A 14,835-nucleotide genomic window follows, 5' to 3' on the forward strand; every position below is an offset into this window, starting at 1 on the left:
ATTAAGGAATATGGCCACCCTGTCGGGCAGCATGGTCTGTGAATCAGTATAGAGATTTTCCCTCGAAAGGCTTTGCTTTTTGTCATTAATTCGCCCCGTCGAGAGTGTCAGATAGTGCCAGCTTAATCGGTTCAACAGCGAAGGTCAGTCCTTTTTCGCCGTTGTCCGCTACAACATAGCGGATCGCGCCTTCGGTATCGGCGTAGTAACGCTTGTTTTTCCCGGCGGTAAGGAGTTTTTGCAGCTTTTGCTGACTTTGTTTTTTCGTCAGTGCCGGAGTAAAGGCCTGCAATACCGCGCTCATGTACTCCAGCGCTTTCGCCTTAGCGGCTTTCTGCTCTGGCCCCTGTATTGGCAGCCAGGTGATTTGCATGCTTTTGATTTTTAACGTCCCGCGCTCCAGCGCCGTGGAGGCATACAAATTCTCGTTAATCTTGCTTGCCGCACGGGTCAGGGTAGGCGTGTCGCGGGGGCCATCGATGGCACGAAACTCATCCAGCGGCAGCGTAGGGTTGGCCTGATTGAAGGTTTCACGAAACTGGCTAATGGACTGATCGAACGACGGCGCGCCCGCCAGCAGATACGGAGCTGTGGTCGGGGCAGTGCTTTCGGCGGCGTGCAGGGGATAACCCACGCTGAGCAGCGCTAAACACAGGAAGAGAGAACGTGCCGAACTTTTCATCAACATTGCCCCTGGCCGTAAGTGCTCATGATTAAAACGATATCTGGTCGGCTTGTCAAAAGGTCACAACTCCAGGGTAAAATGCGCGCTATACGATAATAAGGAACCTTACATGACCATACAGCAGTGGCTGTTTTCGTTCAAAGGGCGTATTGGACGCCGTGATTTCTGGATCTGGATGGTGACGTGGATTGTCGCCATGCTGCTTCTGTTTTTCGTTGCCTATAACGCATGGCTAAGCACGCAAACGGCGGCCTTCGCGCTGGTCTGTCTGCTATGGCCAACGGCGGCTGTCGTCGTGAAACGGCTGCACGATCGCGGACGTTCCGGCGCGTGGGCATTTCTGATTATTCTGGCGTGGATGCTGGTGGCGGGAAACTGGGCGATGCTGCCGTCCATCCTGCCGTGGGTCGTGGGCAGGCTGCTGCCGTCGGTCATCTTCGTGATGATGATTGTCGATCTGGGCGCGTTTATTGGCACCCAGAGCGAAAACAAATACGGTAAAGATACCGTTGAGGTGAAGTACCGCTGATCACCAGTAGTGTTCGGCGGTCATATGGCCCGGCCGGCGGCGAAGATGTTTCGTCATCTGCCGGGTATCCTTCAGAAGCTGCTGCGTGTCGCGAACCATCTGCGGATTGCCACACAGCATGACGTGGCTGGTTTCAGCGTTCAGCGGCAAACCCACCGCGTCTTCCAGGGCTCCACTCTCAATTAACGCCGGCACGCGACCGGTAAGCGCTCCTGCTACGGTTTCGCGGCTGACCACCGTCTGAATCTTTAACTTTCCGCCGTACTGCTGTTCCAGCGCCTGCATCTGCGGCAGGTAGCTCAGGTCTGCAGCGTAGCGCGCAGCGTGCACCAGCACGATGTTTTTAAAGCGCTCCAGATCTTTGCCGTACTGCAAAATAGAGAGATAAGGGCCGATGGCCGTGCCGGTTGCCAGCATCCAGAGCGTGTCACAATCAGGGATCTCTTCGAGCACAAAGAAGCCTGCCGCTTCACTTACAATTTGCACGTCGTCGCCGGGCTTGAGGGCGGCAAGACGCGGGCTGAGCTTACCGTCCGGAACGGTGACCAGATAGAACTCGAGATCCGGGTTATCAGGCGCGTTAACGTAAGAGTAGGCGCGCTGCACGCGCTCGCCGTCGACATCCAGCCCCAGCTTGGCGAATTGCCCGGCTTTAAACGGGTGGACGGGAGCATGGACGGTGAGACTAAATAGCGCATCGGTCCAGAACTCTATTTTCGTGACTTTACCTGTTACCCAGTCCGCCATGATCTTCTCCTGTGCTGTTTCTCTGTTCTATCTTCCGTACTTGTGGTGACAATTTCCAGCCCATCAGGGCCGGAAAGCTCTATCGATCAAACGGTTTTACAGAATGTGCGTCTGTACGTCCGGGTCTTTGCGGTCGAGATAGTGGATAGACTGGATGCGGCGAATGGTCCGCGATTTACCGCGGATCAGCAGCGTTTCGGTGGTCGCCATATTGCCCTTGCGGGTGATACCGTCCAGCAGATCGCCTTTGGTGATGCCGGTCGCGGAGAAGACAACGTTGTCGCTACGGGCCATCTCGTCCAGAGCCAGCACTTTATTGGCCTCGATGCCCATCGCTTCGCAGCGCGCCAGCTCGTTTTCTCCGATACGGCGGTTCTCTTCGCTGTCGCCTTTCACCTCATGGCGGGGGAGCAGACGGGCCTGCATGTCGCCGTCCAGCGCGCGGATCACTGCCGCAGAGACGACACCTTCCGGCGCGCCGCCGATGCCGTAAAGCACGTCTACTTCGCTGTCCGGCATGCAGGTCAGGATTGAGGCGGCAACGTCACCGTCAGGAATAGCAAACACGCGCACGCCGAGCTTTTGCATCTGCGCGATGGTGGCGTCGTGGCGCGGTTTGGCCAGAATCGTCACGGTCAGTTCGCTAAGGGGTTTGCCCAGGGCTTTGGCGATGTTGTGCAGATTCTCTTCCAGCGGCAGGCTGAGGTCGATTGCGCCCTTTGCGCCAGGCCCGACAATCAGCTTTTCCATGTACATATCCGGCGCGTTAAGGAAGCAGCCCTTATCGCCCACGGCCAGCACTGCCAGGGCATTGGCCTGACCCATTGCCGTCATGCGCGTACCTTCGATCGGGTCGACGGCGATATCCACGGCATCGCCTTTGCCGGTACCGACTTTTTCACCAATATAGAGCATTGGCGCTTCGTCGATCTCGCCTTCGCCGATCACGATGGTGCCGTCGATGTTGACCTGGTTAAGGACAATGCGCATGGCATGGACGGCTGCGCCGTCTGCGGTATTTTTGTCGCCACGACCCAGCCATTTATAGCCTGCAAGGGCGGCCGCTTCGGTGACGCGGGAAAACTCGATAGCAAGTTCACGTTTCATGAGGTACTCGTGCAATCAAAAGGAATTGCACGAAGTTTATCACAGAGTGGGGAGGGGGGTTTTAAGTCCCCTCTCCCCTTTGGGGGGCTTACTCGTCGTGCTCTTCCCACGCCAGGGCGCGTTTCACCGCTTTCTTCCAGCCGCTGTAGCGGAAGTTACGCTCGGTGGTTTCAATGCCCGGGCGGAATTCGCGTTCGATCACCGCTTTTTCCTGCAGCTCGTCCAGGTTCTGCCAGAAGCCTACCGCCAGACCGGCAAGATACGCCGCGCCCAGCGCCGTCACTTCACGCACTTCAGGACGCTCAACGCGAGTGCCCAGAATGTCGGACTGGAACTGCATCAGGAAGTTATTCGCGACCGCACCGCCGTCCACGCGCAGGGCGTGCAGACGAATGCCGGAGTCAGCCTGCATCGCTTCCAGCACGTCGCGCGTCTGGTAGGCGATGGATTCCAGGGTGGCGCGAATAATGTGGTTAGAGTTCACACCGCGCGTCAGGCCGAAAATCGCGCCGCGTGCATACGGATCCCAGTACGGTGCGCCCAGACCGGTGAACGCAGGTACCACGTACACGCCGTTGGTGTCTTTCACTTTGGTCGCGAAGTACTCGGAATCGAACGCATCGCTGATCAGCTTCATCTCGTCGCGCAGCCACTGGATAGACGCGCCGGCCATGAACACCGCACCTTCCAGGGCATAGTTCACTTCGCCGCGCGGGCCGCAGGCGATGGTAGTCAGCAGGCCGTTTTCTGATTTCACCGCTTTCTCGCCGGTGTTCATCAGCATAAAGCAGCCGGTGCCGTAGGTGTTCTTCGCCATCCCTTCTTTGACGCATAGCTGGCCGAACAGCGCCGCCTGCTGGTCACCGGCGATACCGGCGATAGGAATACGGGTGCCGCCTTTACCGCCGATGTTGGTCTGACCGTACACTTCTGAAGACTTGCGCACTTCAGGCAGCATCGCGCGTGGGATATCCAGCGCGTCCAGCATCTTGTCATCCCACTCCAGGGTGTTGATGTTGAACAGCATGGTGCGCGAGGCGTTGGTGTAGTCGGTGACGTGAACGCGTCCCTGGGTCATCTTCCAGATAAGCCAGGTGTCAACGGTACCGAACAGCAGCTCGCCGCGTTTAGCACGCTCGCGTGAACCTTCCACATGGTCGAGGATCCATTTCACTTTGGTGCCGGAGAAATACGGGTCAACCACCAGGCCGGTGGCGCTGCGCACGTACTCTTCCATGCCGTCGCGCTTAAGCTGTTCGCAGATCTCAGAGGTACGGCGGCACTGCCAGACGATGGCGTTGTAAATAGGCTTACCGGTTTCACGTTCCCAGACAATCGTCGTTTCACGCTGGTTAGTGATACCAATCGCGGCAATCTCGTCGGAACTGATATCGGCTTTCGCCAGCACTTCGACCAGCGTGGAGCTTTGTGACGCCCAGATCTCCATCGGGTCGTGTTCTACCCAGCCTGGACGAGGATAAATTTGCTCAAATTCGCGCTGTGACACGCTGACGATGTTCGCGTCATGATCCATTACGACAGCGCGGGAGCTGGTAGTGCCCTGGTCGAGCGCAACGATATATTTTTTTTCGGTCATGGTATGTGTCCCGTAGTCAGATTACAGCGAAGCTTTTTGTTGTGCGGTAGAAGTCGTTTCCTTCTCCTCTTCCACACAGGTGTCGCACGGTAAATGGCGACCAATTAATTTGCGGTAGCTAAACGCACCCAGCGCAGCCCCGACAACCGGCGCAAACAGCGGTACCAGGAAGTAAGGAATGTCTTTGCCGCCGGTGAAGGCGACGTCGCCCCAGCCTGCGATAAAGGCGAACGCTTTTGGTCCGATATCACGTGCCGGGTTCATCGCGAAGCCGGTCAGCGGGCCCATGGAGGCGCCAATCACAGCAATCAGCAGGCCAATCAGCAGGGGGGCCAGCGGGCCGCGCGGAATGCCGTTTCCGTCGTCGGTCAGCGCCAGGATAACGCCCATCAGAATAGCGGTAATCACCATTTCAACTGCGAACGCCTGCACAAAATTGATATGCGGGTTTGGGTAGGTTGAGAAGATGCCTGCCAGATCCAGACTTTCGACGCTGCCGCGTACCATATGATGCGTCTGTTCGAAGTCGATGAAAAGATTGTAATAAAGCCCGTAAACTAACGCCGCTGCGCAAAACGCGCCGGCAAACTGAGAAAGAATGAAAGGAACAACTTTGCGTCCGTCGAAGCACGCGAACAGCCACAGTGCGATTGTCACCGCCGGGTTAAGATGTGCACCAGACACCCCTGCGGTCAGGTAGATGGCCATCGCCACGCCCAGACCCCAGATGATACTGATTTCCCACTGACCAAAACTGGCACCCGCCACTTTCAGTGCAGCGACACAGCCCACTCCGAAGAATATCAACAACCCGGTACCAAGGAACTCGGCAATGCACTGGCCTTTTAAGGTTGATGTCTGACTCATAATCGGAATCCTGAAGAAATTGATGTTTATTGTTAGCATGGCCGCCCGTGACAGCCACGATGCCCTGTAGACATAGTGTTAATTTATCGTTAACGAGCAAAAACGAGAAATATCGAAATCAAAATGTGTGGTCTGCGTCAATAAAATGAGCGTTTTCGCGCCATAAAGCACATTTTTGCAGCAGTGCAGGATCGGTACAGGAATGTGAGCTGAATCATTTCATTAACGAATCAGTTAACAATTTAGGGGTATATGACGCGAACGCACCAGGACCAGACCTAAAAGTGTTGCAAACCGCGATCTGCGCGGTGTGTCGCTGGACACAGAGCGCCGCGCTCCATACAATCGACGGTATATGTCGTGCGCGTTTATGTTAAAGCGTCGCCTTGCAATTCAGGAGAGGTAGCATCATGTCTTTAGAAGTGTTTGAGAAACTGGAATCGAAAGTACAGCAGGCGATTGACACCATCACCCTGCTGCAGATGGAAATTGAAGAGCTGAAAGAGAAGAACAACAGCCTGGCGCAGGAAGTTCAGAACGCGCAGCACGGCCGTGAAGAACTGGAGCGCGAAAACAACCAGCTGCGCGAACAGCAGAACGGCTGGCAGGATCGCCTGCAGGCGCTGCTGGGACGTATGGAAGAAGTCTGATTCCCATTGGGATGAACTGAACAGGCCGGGTAAGGCGATGCCGCTACCCGGCTTTTTTTATGCCAGTTATAAAAAAGGCCGCCAGAGGCGGCCTTAACGCTACTTGTCCTGCGCTGTCATAGCAAAAGCAACGAACACATTCGGTTCATCACTCTTTACAACGAGTACGCTGGCGACAATGAACGCGATACATAAATAGCGTTTCATTATGCGGTCCCTGCAGCTAACCGCTCCACCGTTCACCACCGGTGATAAGTCGGTGGACACAAGCCCGGTTAAAGGTTGCTTTACGGTTGTGAATACACCTTTCCCTGGACCGATGCCCATGTGCGAGATGGCGGAAAGGGACGATGCATCATAATGAGCAGCAGCAGCGTAGTTAAGGTTTTAATAGTTAATTAGGAATTTATAAAGGGTCGATGGGGTTACCTGAGATTTGAACCAGGGTAAGATAAAAATCCTGGTTAAAGGTTGCAAAACTTCCCAACGGACCGCGAATCCCGAGGGACAAAAAAAACCGCCACATTGCTGCTGGCGGTTTTTTTATGGTTCACGCTTACGGTTTTACTACTCGATATCCAGCGGATCTTCGGAAAGGATAATGCCGGTATTATCGGCGTAGAGATGGTCGCCGGAGAAGAAGGTCACGCCGCCGAAGTTAACGCGCACGTCGCTTTCGCCGATGCCGTCACCCGCCGCCCCTACCGGTATGGCCGCGATGGCCTGAATCCCGATATCCAGGTCTTCCAGATCGTCCACCTGGCGCACGGAGCCGTATACCACAAGGCCTTCCCACTCGTTCTGCACGGCAATGCCGGCCAACTCAGCATCAATCAATGCACGGCGCACGGAACCGCCGCCATCGACCACCAGTACGCGGCCGCGGCCGTTCTGTTCGAGCAGATCGTACAGCAACCCGTTGTCCTCGAAACATTTCACCGTGACGATCTGTCCGCCAAACGACGACCGCCCACCAAAGTTGGAGAACAGCGGTTCAACGACGTTGACATCTTCCTGGTAGATGTCACAAAGCTCGGAGGTATCGTATTTCATAGGTTTAACGCTCAGTTGCTGCGAATGTGTTCAGTATATCGTGCGAAATGCGTTGTTGGCAAAATCATCAATTGTTAATTGATATTTGTCAGCTAACTGAGCGTCTGGCTTAATACAATCCCGATGACGAACAACAGGTTAGTCAGCAGCGCGCCTTTTACCGTGCGCTCCAGCATCGGCGGCATGGCGGACGGGCTACGTTCACGCATCACAAAGCGGGCCTGCTTAATCAGCAGCGGCGCGGCAAGCACAAACAGCCAGCCCCACACGCTCTGCAACGAAATCAGGTTAAACAGCGCCAGGCAAACCAGCGCGCCAGTGAGCAGGCAGGCATGATAGCGGCGCGCATTCACCGGCCCCAGACGCACGGCCAGGGTATTTTTGCCATTCTCGCGATCGCTGTCGATGTCGCGCAGGTTGTTGATGTTGAGCACCGCCGTTGCCAGCAGGCCGCAGGCGGTCGCGGGCAGGAACAGGGCAGGGATCACCGTATGCGCCTGCAGGTACCAGCTTCCCATCACGCTCAGCCAGCCGAAGAAAACCAGTACGGAGATATCACCGAGCCCAATATAACCGTAAGGTCGCGTGCCGACGGTGTAGGTGATGGCCGCGATAATGGCCAGTAAACCCAGCACCAGGAAGCCAATGAAATCGCTGGGAGTCTTAGACGCCACCGTCACCAGCGCCAGGCCGGATGCGCAGATCAACACCACGGTGATAATCAGCGCGCGCTTCATCTGCGCCTGGGTAATCACCCCTTTCTGCATTCCGCGCAGTGGCCCTATGCGGTCCGGCTTGTCGCTGCCTTTTACCGCGTCACCGTAGTCATTGGCGAGATTGGAGAGGATTTGCAGCAGGCCGGCGGTAATCAATGCCAGCGCGGCGACCAGCGGATCAAAATAACCCTGCCACCAGGCAAGGGCGGTGCCGACGATAATCGCGGCAAAGGCCAGAGGAAGTGTTTTAGGGCGCAGACTTTCGAGCCACGCCTGAGTACGGCTGATGTCAGTCATAAGTATTTAGCCAATAAAAATGGGGGCATTAGCCCCCATTAAACGTGATGAGAATCCAGTAACCGCGATTATAGGATAAAACGGCTCAGATCTTCATCTGCCACTAACGCATCCAGATGTTTACTCACATATTCTGCGTCAATGGTAACGGTTTGACCGTTCAGGTCGCTCGCGTCGTAAGAGATATCTTCGACCAGGCGTTCCAGCACGGTATGCAGACGACGCGCACCGATGTTTTCGGTGGTTTCGTTCACCTGCCATGCAGCCTGGGCAATACGTTTGATACCGTCTTCGGTGAACTCGAGGTTCACGCCTTCGGTCGCCATCAGCGCTTTGTACTGTACGGTAGCAGAGGCGTTTGGCTCAGTCAGGATACGTTCGAAATCTTCGGTGGTCAGCGCCTGCAGCTCAACGCGGATAGGCAGACGGCCCTGCAGTTCCGGGATCAGATCCGACGGGCTGGCAACCTGGAAGGCACCTGATGCGATAAACAGGATGTGGTCCGTTTTCACCATGCCGTGCTTGGTGGAGACGGTGCAGCCTTCAACCAGCGGCAGCAGGTCGCGCTGAACGCCTTCGCGGGACACATCCGGGCCGGAGCTGTTGCCACCGCGCTTACAAATTTTGTCGATTTCGTCGATAAACACGATACCGTGCTGCTCAACCGCGTCGATAGCGTCCTGCTTCAGCTCTTCCGGGTTCACCAGCTTCGCGGCTTCTTCTTCAATCAGCAGCTTCATTGCGTCTTTAATTTTCAGCTTACGCGCTTTCTGCTTCTGGCCGCCCAGGTTCTGGAACATGGACTGCAGCTGGCTGGTCATTTCTTCCATGCCCGGAGGCGCCATGATTTCCACACCCATTGGTGCGGCAGCGAGATCGATCTCAATCTCTTTGTCGTCCAGCTGGCCTTCACGCAGCTTCTTGCGGAACGCCTGACGCGCAGCGGACGGTTCCGCCTGCTGTTCTGCCTGGCCCCAGTTGTTTTTTGCCGGTGGGATCAGCACGTCGAGAATACGCTCTTCGGCCATCTCTTCCGCGCGATAGCGGTTTTTCTCGATCGCCTGGACGCGCACCATTTTGATCGCCGAGTCGGTCAGATCGCGGATGATGGAGTCCACTTCTTTACCCACGTAGCCCACTTCGGTGAACTTGGTGGCTTCAACTTTGATGAACGGCGCGTTGGCCAGCTTCGCCAGACGACGGGCGATTTCGGTTTTACCGACGCCGGTCGGGCCGATCATCAGAATGTTCTTCGGCGTGACTTCGTGGCGCAGCTCTTCGTCAAGCTGCATACGACGCCAGCGGTTACGCAGGGCGATAGCCACGGAGCGCTTGGCGTTATCCTGGCCGATAATGTGTTTGTTCAGTTCGCTGACAATTTCGCGTGGGGTCATTTCAGACATGGGAGATCCTTACGCTTTGGAGGTCAATTCTTCGATGGTGTGGTTGTGGTTGGTATAGATGCAGATATCACCTGCAATATCCAACGCCTTCACCGCGATATCACGCGCGTTCATGTCGGTATTTTCCAACAGCGCGCGGGCTGCAGCCTGGGCATAAGGGCCGCCAGAGCCGATGGCAATCAGGTCATTTTCCGGCTGAATCACGTCACCGTTACCGGTGATGATAAGCGATGCGGTCTCATCGGCGACCGCCAGCAGCGCTTCGAGCTTGCGCAGCATGCGGTCGGTACGCCAGTCTTTCGCCAGCTCAACGGCAGCTTTCACCAGATGACCCTGGTGCATTTCCAGTTTGCGTTCAAACAGTTCAAACAGTGTGAAGGCATCCGCCGTGCCGCCTGCAAAACCGGCGATCACTTTGTCGTTGTAGAGACGGCGCACTTTCTTCACGTTGCCTTTCATGACGGTATTACCCAGCGTGGCCTGGCCATCACCGGCGATTACCACATGGCCGTTACGGCGTACACTTACTATTGTTGTCACGAGCAGACCCCCTGGTTACAGAATCGGGAAACAGAAGCCCTGAGCCTGTGCTCAGGGCTGAATTAAATGATAGATGGGGGGGATTTCGGGGGTTTCAACCCCCGGAGGCGAGTCGAATGCAGTTTGTGTGGCCGGCGACTTTCAAACGCGAAATGGTGCCATCGGCATTTTCTTTGCCTTTGACCGGACCAATCACCACGCGATTCCAGCCGTTATTGGTGGTAATACGCGAATCAAACCCTTCAAAGGCCAGCTGAGCACGTACCGTTTCCGCCTGCTCGGCACCTTTGAACGAACCGCACTGTACCATCCAGCGGCGCTCATCTTTTTTCTCGGCCGTCTGCTTCGGCGCTTCGGTCTCTTTGGTGACCGGTGCGGCCTGCTGCGTTTTCGGCTGCTGCGCGGTGGTATGCGCTGGCGTCTGGAGCAAATCCTGATACGGCTGAGCCGCCTGTTTCTGCGGCTGCGTTTTCGGCTGCTGTTGGACAGGCTGAGACTGCACCGTACGCGTCTGCTGCTGGTATGGTTGTTCCGTTACCCGCGGCTGCGTTTTAGGCTGCTGCACCGGCTGGGTTTGCGCCCACTGCTGCTGCTGTTGCTGCTGAATCTGCTGTTGTGCCTGACGTCGCTGCAGCGTTTGCTGGCGCTGCGCCGGCGTCTGTTCATTCCACGGCACTTCGTTCAGCTGCGTAGGCTGCTGGCGCATATCGGCCTGCATTTGTGCCAGCAGCTGACGCTGTTCATCCGTCAGCTGATTCGCATTCTGTACTTCACCACCCGCAGAAGGTTCGGTTGGCGCACGTACCCCAGGCTGACGGCTTTCCAGCTCTTTGATATAGCGCCAGCGCTCTTCAGGCTTCGGAGGAAGGCCGTTTCCGGCGACTTTACTGGCCTGAAGCGCCTCAGACTCTTCTTTTTTATGGTGCGTGATAAAGTACAGGCCACCAATAAAGGCGACGACTACAGCCGCAGCAATAGCGACCATTGCTGGCGAGACAGCAGGCAGGTTACGTTGCTTTTTCCTTGAGCTACTCTTTTTGCGTCGCGAAGGTGCCGGCTGGCCGCGACGTACATAATCTCGTTGTGCCACTATCGTTTCGCTGTATTTATTCGTTCGTCAGCCCGCCATGTTACTTAAGCGGCGGGGCTTTGACCAGATAAGGGTATCCGAAAGACGTTTACTTTAAGTCAATGCCTGGGTCGTGCCGCGAACAATCAGTTCGCAGTCCAGCAACCGCGAGCCGCTGCTAACTGTTTGACCGTGAAGCTGATCCAGCAGCAGAAGCATTGCTTCGCGGCCGATTTGATAGCGCGGCTGAGCGACCGTTGAGAGCGGCGGATCGCAAAATTCCGAAAGCGAAATATTATCGAATCCGATGATCGATAAATCTTTCGGTATGCGAAGGCCGCGGCGTTTGGCATACGATAATGCACCCAGCGCCATCACGTCGCTGTGACAAAATACGGCGGTTGGCGGCTCAGGCAGGTCCAGAAGTTTCTCCAGCGCCTGTCCACCCGCAGCGAAGGTAAAATCACCGCGCGCAATGTAGTGCGGATCGACGGTGACGCCGGTACGGCGCAGCGCCTGAACGTAGCCCTGTAAGCGGTAGTGACACAGCGGCATCTCTTCCGGTCCGGCAATACAGCCAATACGCTTATGCCCCAGTTCCTGGAGATAGTTTACGGCGTTGAATGCGGCGGTGAGGTTATCAATGTGGACCGTCGGCAGCTCCAGCTCTGGCGCAAACTCGTTGGCCATGACCATCGGCGGTAAATTACGCTGCTCTTCAATGCTGGCATCAAACGGCAGGCGAGAGCCAAGCAGCAGCATGCCGTCGATCTGCTTGGTGATAATGAGATCGATGAAGGTTTTTTCCTGCTGGTTCTGGTGAGCACAGTCGCCAATCAGCACCAGGTAACCCTGTTCCGCCGCGGTGACTTCAATACCGCGGATAATCTCGCTGAAGAAAGGGTCACAGATGTCCGGTACAATCACCAGGATGGTGCGCGACTCATTGCGTTTGACGTTACGCCCCATCGCCTGTGGGAAATAGCCCACTTCAAGCGCAGCCTGCTCCACCCGGTTACGGGTCGCCTGGGAGACTTTATCCGGGTTCATTAATGCGCGGGATACCGTTGCCGTAGAGACCTGCGCTTTCTGGGCAACGTCTTTCATGGTCGCCGGTGCAACCTCTTTCCTGGACTTCAACGTCTTCTCCTCGCCTGAACACCGAACTTCTGACATCACCATTTTTACAGATAGTTAATGGAATCGGTTACAGAATTTTCATAAAAAGTGTGAGGAGCGTTAAATTTTTCGATCCAGCTTCAGCCTTCAATGGGATCGACGTCCAGTACCCACTTCACTTTTCTCGCCTCGGGCAGGGTGTTAATCAGCACCAGCGCGCCGCTGACGATGTGCTGAAGACGAACGCGAGAGGGGTGCTGGAGCAAAATTTGCCAGCGAAAACGTCCGCCGCGTTTTGGTGCGAGTGCCGGCACCGGGCCCAAAATCCACAGCTGATTATCCACCAGCGGGCTGGCCTGCAGGAGGTTTCTCAGTTGCTGCAGGAAAAGCGGCGCCTGCTGGTTGTTGTGGTCTTCCGCGCGGATGATGACGTGGCTGGTCCACGGCGGCAACTGCATGGTCTGGCGTTCGGCCAGCGCCTGCTCGGCAAAGGCGTCATAGCCTTTGTGCAGAAGGGTTTGCAGCAGCGGGTGCTCCGGGTGGTGCGTTTGCAATACCACTTCGCCCTGTTTACCGGCACGCCCGGCGCGCCCTGCCACCTGGGTATAAAGCTGAGCGAAGCGCTCGGCTGAACGGAAATCTGCCGAGAACAGCGCGCCGTCCACGTCCAGCAGGGCGACCAGCGTCACGTCCGGGAAGTGGTGGCCTTTTGCCAGCATCTGAGTGCCAATCAGGATGCGTGCGCCGCCGCGATGCACTTCCGCCAGCTGCTGTTCCAGCGCGCCTTTGCGGCTGGTGGTGTCCCGGTCGATGCGGGACAGGGGCACGTCGGGGAAGAAGGGCGCAAGGGCCTGTTCCAGCTGTTCCGTTCCCAGCCCCACCGGCACGATATGCGTTGAGCCACATGACGGACACTGGCGCGGCACCGGACGCTGGCTGTCGCAGTGGTGGCAGCGTAAATGCCGCTGGGCCTGGTGGAAGGTATAGTAGTGGTCACAGCGCGGGCACTCGGCAATCCATCCGCAGTCGTGGCACAGCAGGGCAGGTGCAAATCCGCGACGGTTAAGAAACAGGATCACCTGATTGCCCGCCTGCAGGTGCTGGCGCATGCGGGTAATCAGTGCAGGCGCAAGCCCGGCCTGGACCTGCTGACCTTTCAGATCCAGTACGTGCTGAATGGCCGGACGGGCATTCCCCGCGCGACGCGTCAGGCGCAGCATATGGTATTTACGCTGGCGCACGTTGTGCAGCGTTTCGAGCGCAGGCGTGGCGGAGCCGAGAATAATAGGAATTTGCTCGCTGTGGGCGCGATAAACAGCCAGATCGCGGGCGTGATAGCGCCAGCCTTCCTGCTGTTTATAGGAGCTGTCGTGTTCTTCGTCGATCACGATAACGCCAAGATTTTTAAACGGCGTAAACAGCGACGAGCGGGTGCCGATCACAATCGCCGCTTCGCCGTTTTTCGCTTTCAGCCAGGCGCTGAGGCGTTCGCTGTCGTTCAGGCCGGAGTGCAGCACCTCAACCGGCGCGTTAAAGCGTTCGCGAAAGCGGGCGATGGTTTGCGGCGTCAGGCCAATTTCCGGCACCATCACCAGCGCCTGTTTGCCCTGCGCAAGCACGTTTTCCAGCACGCTCAGGTAGACTTCCGTCTTGCCGGAGCCCGTCACGCCCGCCAGCAGCCAGGCGGAGAAATGATCGGAGGCGCTATGAATCGCGCCCACGGCGGTGGCCTGTTCGGTATTCAGACGCAGGCGATCCCCTGAAACGGAGAAACTCTCGCGCCAGTCGTAAAGGGCAGGCGCTTCGCTTGCCAGGTCGCTCAACCCTTTCTTTCTTAATGCCTGTAGCGCCGTTTCGCTGACCTCAAGCTCGTCGACCTGATGCCGCCAGATTTTCCCCTGACGCAGCGCCGCCAGGGCGTGCTGCTGTTTCTGTGAGCGCTTGAGGCTGTTAATGTCGACGGCCTGGCCATCTTCCGTAGCAAACCAGTACCACATCGGCGCATGGCTGGCGCTTTTGCCCTGGCGCAGCATGATGGGCAGGGCGTGGAACAGGACGTCGCCAATGGGGTGATGATAATAATCCGCCGCCCACAGCAGCAGTCGCCAGGTGCTGGTGGAATAAACGGGCTCGCTGTCGAGCACCTCAACCACCGACTTCAGTTCATTGAGCGGCAGTTCGCTTCGATCGCTGACGGAGACAACAATTCCCACGCGCTGCTGTTTGCCAAACGGCACGGTCACGCGACAGCCCGCTTTGGCGCTCATGCTGTCGGGCAGCAGGTAGTCAAAGGTGAGAGGAAGCGGAACGGGCAGGGCAACGTGAGCGACGGGCATCGAATCTTCCTGACTTGAAAAGTGGCGCGTTAGTATACACATTAGTGAAAGCGGCGTGCGGATCAGTTTGCATACGTTGGTCAAATTCTGTATGATTCGCCGCCTTTGGTGTACTTTACG

14 protein-coding genes are annotated in these 14,835 nt (G+C 56.6%); 2 read left to right on the top strand and 12 right to left on the bottom strand.

Annotation, left to right across the window (positions count from 1 at the left end; all coding sequences use genetic code 11):
- Nucleotides 1–85: 85 nt before the first annotated feature.
- Nucleotides 86–682 carry a DUF1454 family protein gene (locus AC0TN7_RS01135; RefSeq protein WP_061716292.1) on the bottom strand — a complete coding sequence of 199 codons (597 nt, stop codon included), beginning with the start codon at nucleotides 680–682 and terminating at the stop codon, nucleotides 86–88.
- A gap of 112 nt (nucleotides 683–794) precedes the next feature.
- On the opposite strand from AC0TN7_RS01135, the gene AC0TN7_RS01140 reads away from it, so the two are divergent.
- Nucleotides 795–1,214 carry a DUF805 domain-containing protein gene (locus AC0TN7_RS01140; RefSeq protein ID WP_023333860.1) on the top strand — a complete coding sequence of 140 codons (420 nt, stop codon included), beginning with the start codon at nucleotides 795–797 and terminating at the stop codon, nucleotides 1,212–1,214.
- On the opposite strand, the gene fpr is transcribed toward AC0TN7_RS01140, so the two are convergent.
- The 4 genes from fpr to AC0TN7_RS01160 form a co-directional block, all read right to left on the bottom strand.
- Complete coding sequence (fpr, locus tag AC0TN7_RS01145; protein ID WP_061716293.1) at nucleotides 1,215–1,961, bottom strand: ferredoxin--NADP(+) reductase; 747 nt, start codon at nucleotides 1,959–1,961, stop codon at nucleotides 1,215–1,217.
- A 96-nt stretch (nucleotides 1,962–2,057) separates the two neighbouring features.
- Entirely contained in the window at nucleotides 2,058–3,068 is a 1,011-nt protein-coding gene (gene glpX, locus AC0TN7_RS01150; protein ID WP_032662725.1) for a class II fructose-bisphosphatase, read from the bottom strand.
- An 88-nt stretch (nucleotides 3,069–3,156) separates the two neighbouring features.
- Nucleotides 3,157–4,665, bottom strand: a complete 1,509-nt coding sequence (gene glpK, locus AC0TN7_RS01155) for a glycerol kinase GlpK (protein WP_014885706.1) — start codon at nucleotides 4,663–4,665, stop codon at nucleotides 3,157–3,159.
- 21 nt (nucleotides 4,666–4,686) lie between these two features.
- Nucleotides 4,687–5,532: an MIP/aquaporin family protein gene (locus tag AC0TN7_RS01160; RefSeq protein ID WP_014885705.1), complete on the bottom strand. Its 846-nt coding sequence runs from the start codon at nucleotides 5,530–5,532 to the stop codon at nucleotides 4,687–4,689.
- Nucleotides 5,533–5,942: 410 nt separating this feature from the next.
- Between AC0TN7_RS01160 and zapB the strand changes: the two genes are divergently transcribed.
- The gene (gene zapB, locus AC0TN7_RS01165; protein WP_010436935.1) at nucleotides 5,943–6,182 is read left to right on the top strand and encodes a septal ring assembly protein ZapB; all 240 of its coding nucleotides are present in this window, start codon (nucleotides 5,943–5,945) and stop codon (nucleotides 6,180–6,182) included.
- A gap of 567 nt (nucleotides 6,183–6,749) precedes the next feature.
- Here the strand turns inward: zapB and rraA are convergent.
- From rraA to priA, 7 genes are all read right to left on the bottom strand, one after another.
- Complete coding sequence (gene rraA, locus AC0TN7_RS01170; protein WP_023309687.1) at nucleotides 6,750–7,235, bottom strand: ribonuclease E activity regulator RraA; 486 nt, start codon at nucleotides 7,233–7,235, stop codon at nucleotides 6,750–6,752.
- A 92-nt stretch (nucleotides 7,236–7,327) separates the two neighbouring features.
- Nucleotides 7,328–8,248 carry a 1,4-dihydroxy-2-naphthoate polyprenyltransferase gene (gene menA, locus AC0TN7_RS01175; RefSeq protein ID WP_248166378.1) on the bottom strand — a complete coding sequence of 307 codons (921 nt, stop codon included), beginning with the start codon at nucleotides 8,246–8,248 and terminating at the stop codon, nucleotides 7,328–7,330.
- Between the two features lie 68 nt (nucleotides 8,249–8,316).
- Nucleotides 8,317–9,651 carry an HslU--HslV peptidase ATPase subunit gene (gene hslU, locus AC0TN7_RS01180; RefSeq protein WP_023309685.1) on the bottom strand — a complete coding sequence of 445 codons (1,335 nt, stop codon included), beginning with the start codon at nucleotides 9,649–9,651 and terminating at the stop codon, nucleotides 8,317–8,319.
- Nucleotides 9,652–9,660: 9 nt separating this feature from the next.
- Entirely contained in the window at nucleotides 9,661–10,191 is a 531-nt protein-coding gene (hslV, locus tag AC0TN7_RS01185) for an ATP-dependent protease subunit HslV (RefSeq protein WP_008501802.1), read from the bottom strand.
- 94 nt (nucleotides 10,192–10,285) lie between these two features.
- Nucleotides 10,286–11,281: a cell division protein FtsN gene (gene ftsN / locus AC0TN7_RS01190; RefSeq protein ID WP_157189880.1), complete on the bottom strand. Its 996-nt coding sequence runs from the start codon at nucleotides 11,279–11,281 to the stop codon at nucleotides 10,286–10,288.
- A gap of 93 nt (nucleotides 11,282–11,374) precedes the next feature.
- The gene (cytR, locus tag AC0TN7_RS01195; RefSeq protein WP_023309683.1) at nucleotides 11,375–12,400 is read right to left on the bottom strand and encodes a DNA-binding transcriptional regulator CytR; all 1,026 of its coding nucleotides are present in this window, start codon (nucleotides 12,398–12,400) and stop codon (nucleotides 11,375–11,377) included.
- Between the two features lie 119 nt (nucleotides 12,401–12,519).
- Complete coding sequence (gene priA, locus AC0TN7_RS01200; RefSeq protein WP_473701773.1) at nucleotides 12,520–14,715, bottom strand: primosomal protein N'; 2,196 nt, start codon at nucleotides 14,713–14,715, stop codon at nucleotides 12,520–12,522.
- Nucleotides 14,716–14,835: the final 120 nt, after the last annotated feature.

Source organism: Enterobacter sp. PL_is511, assembly GCF_055816065.1.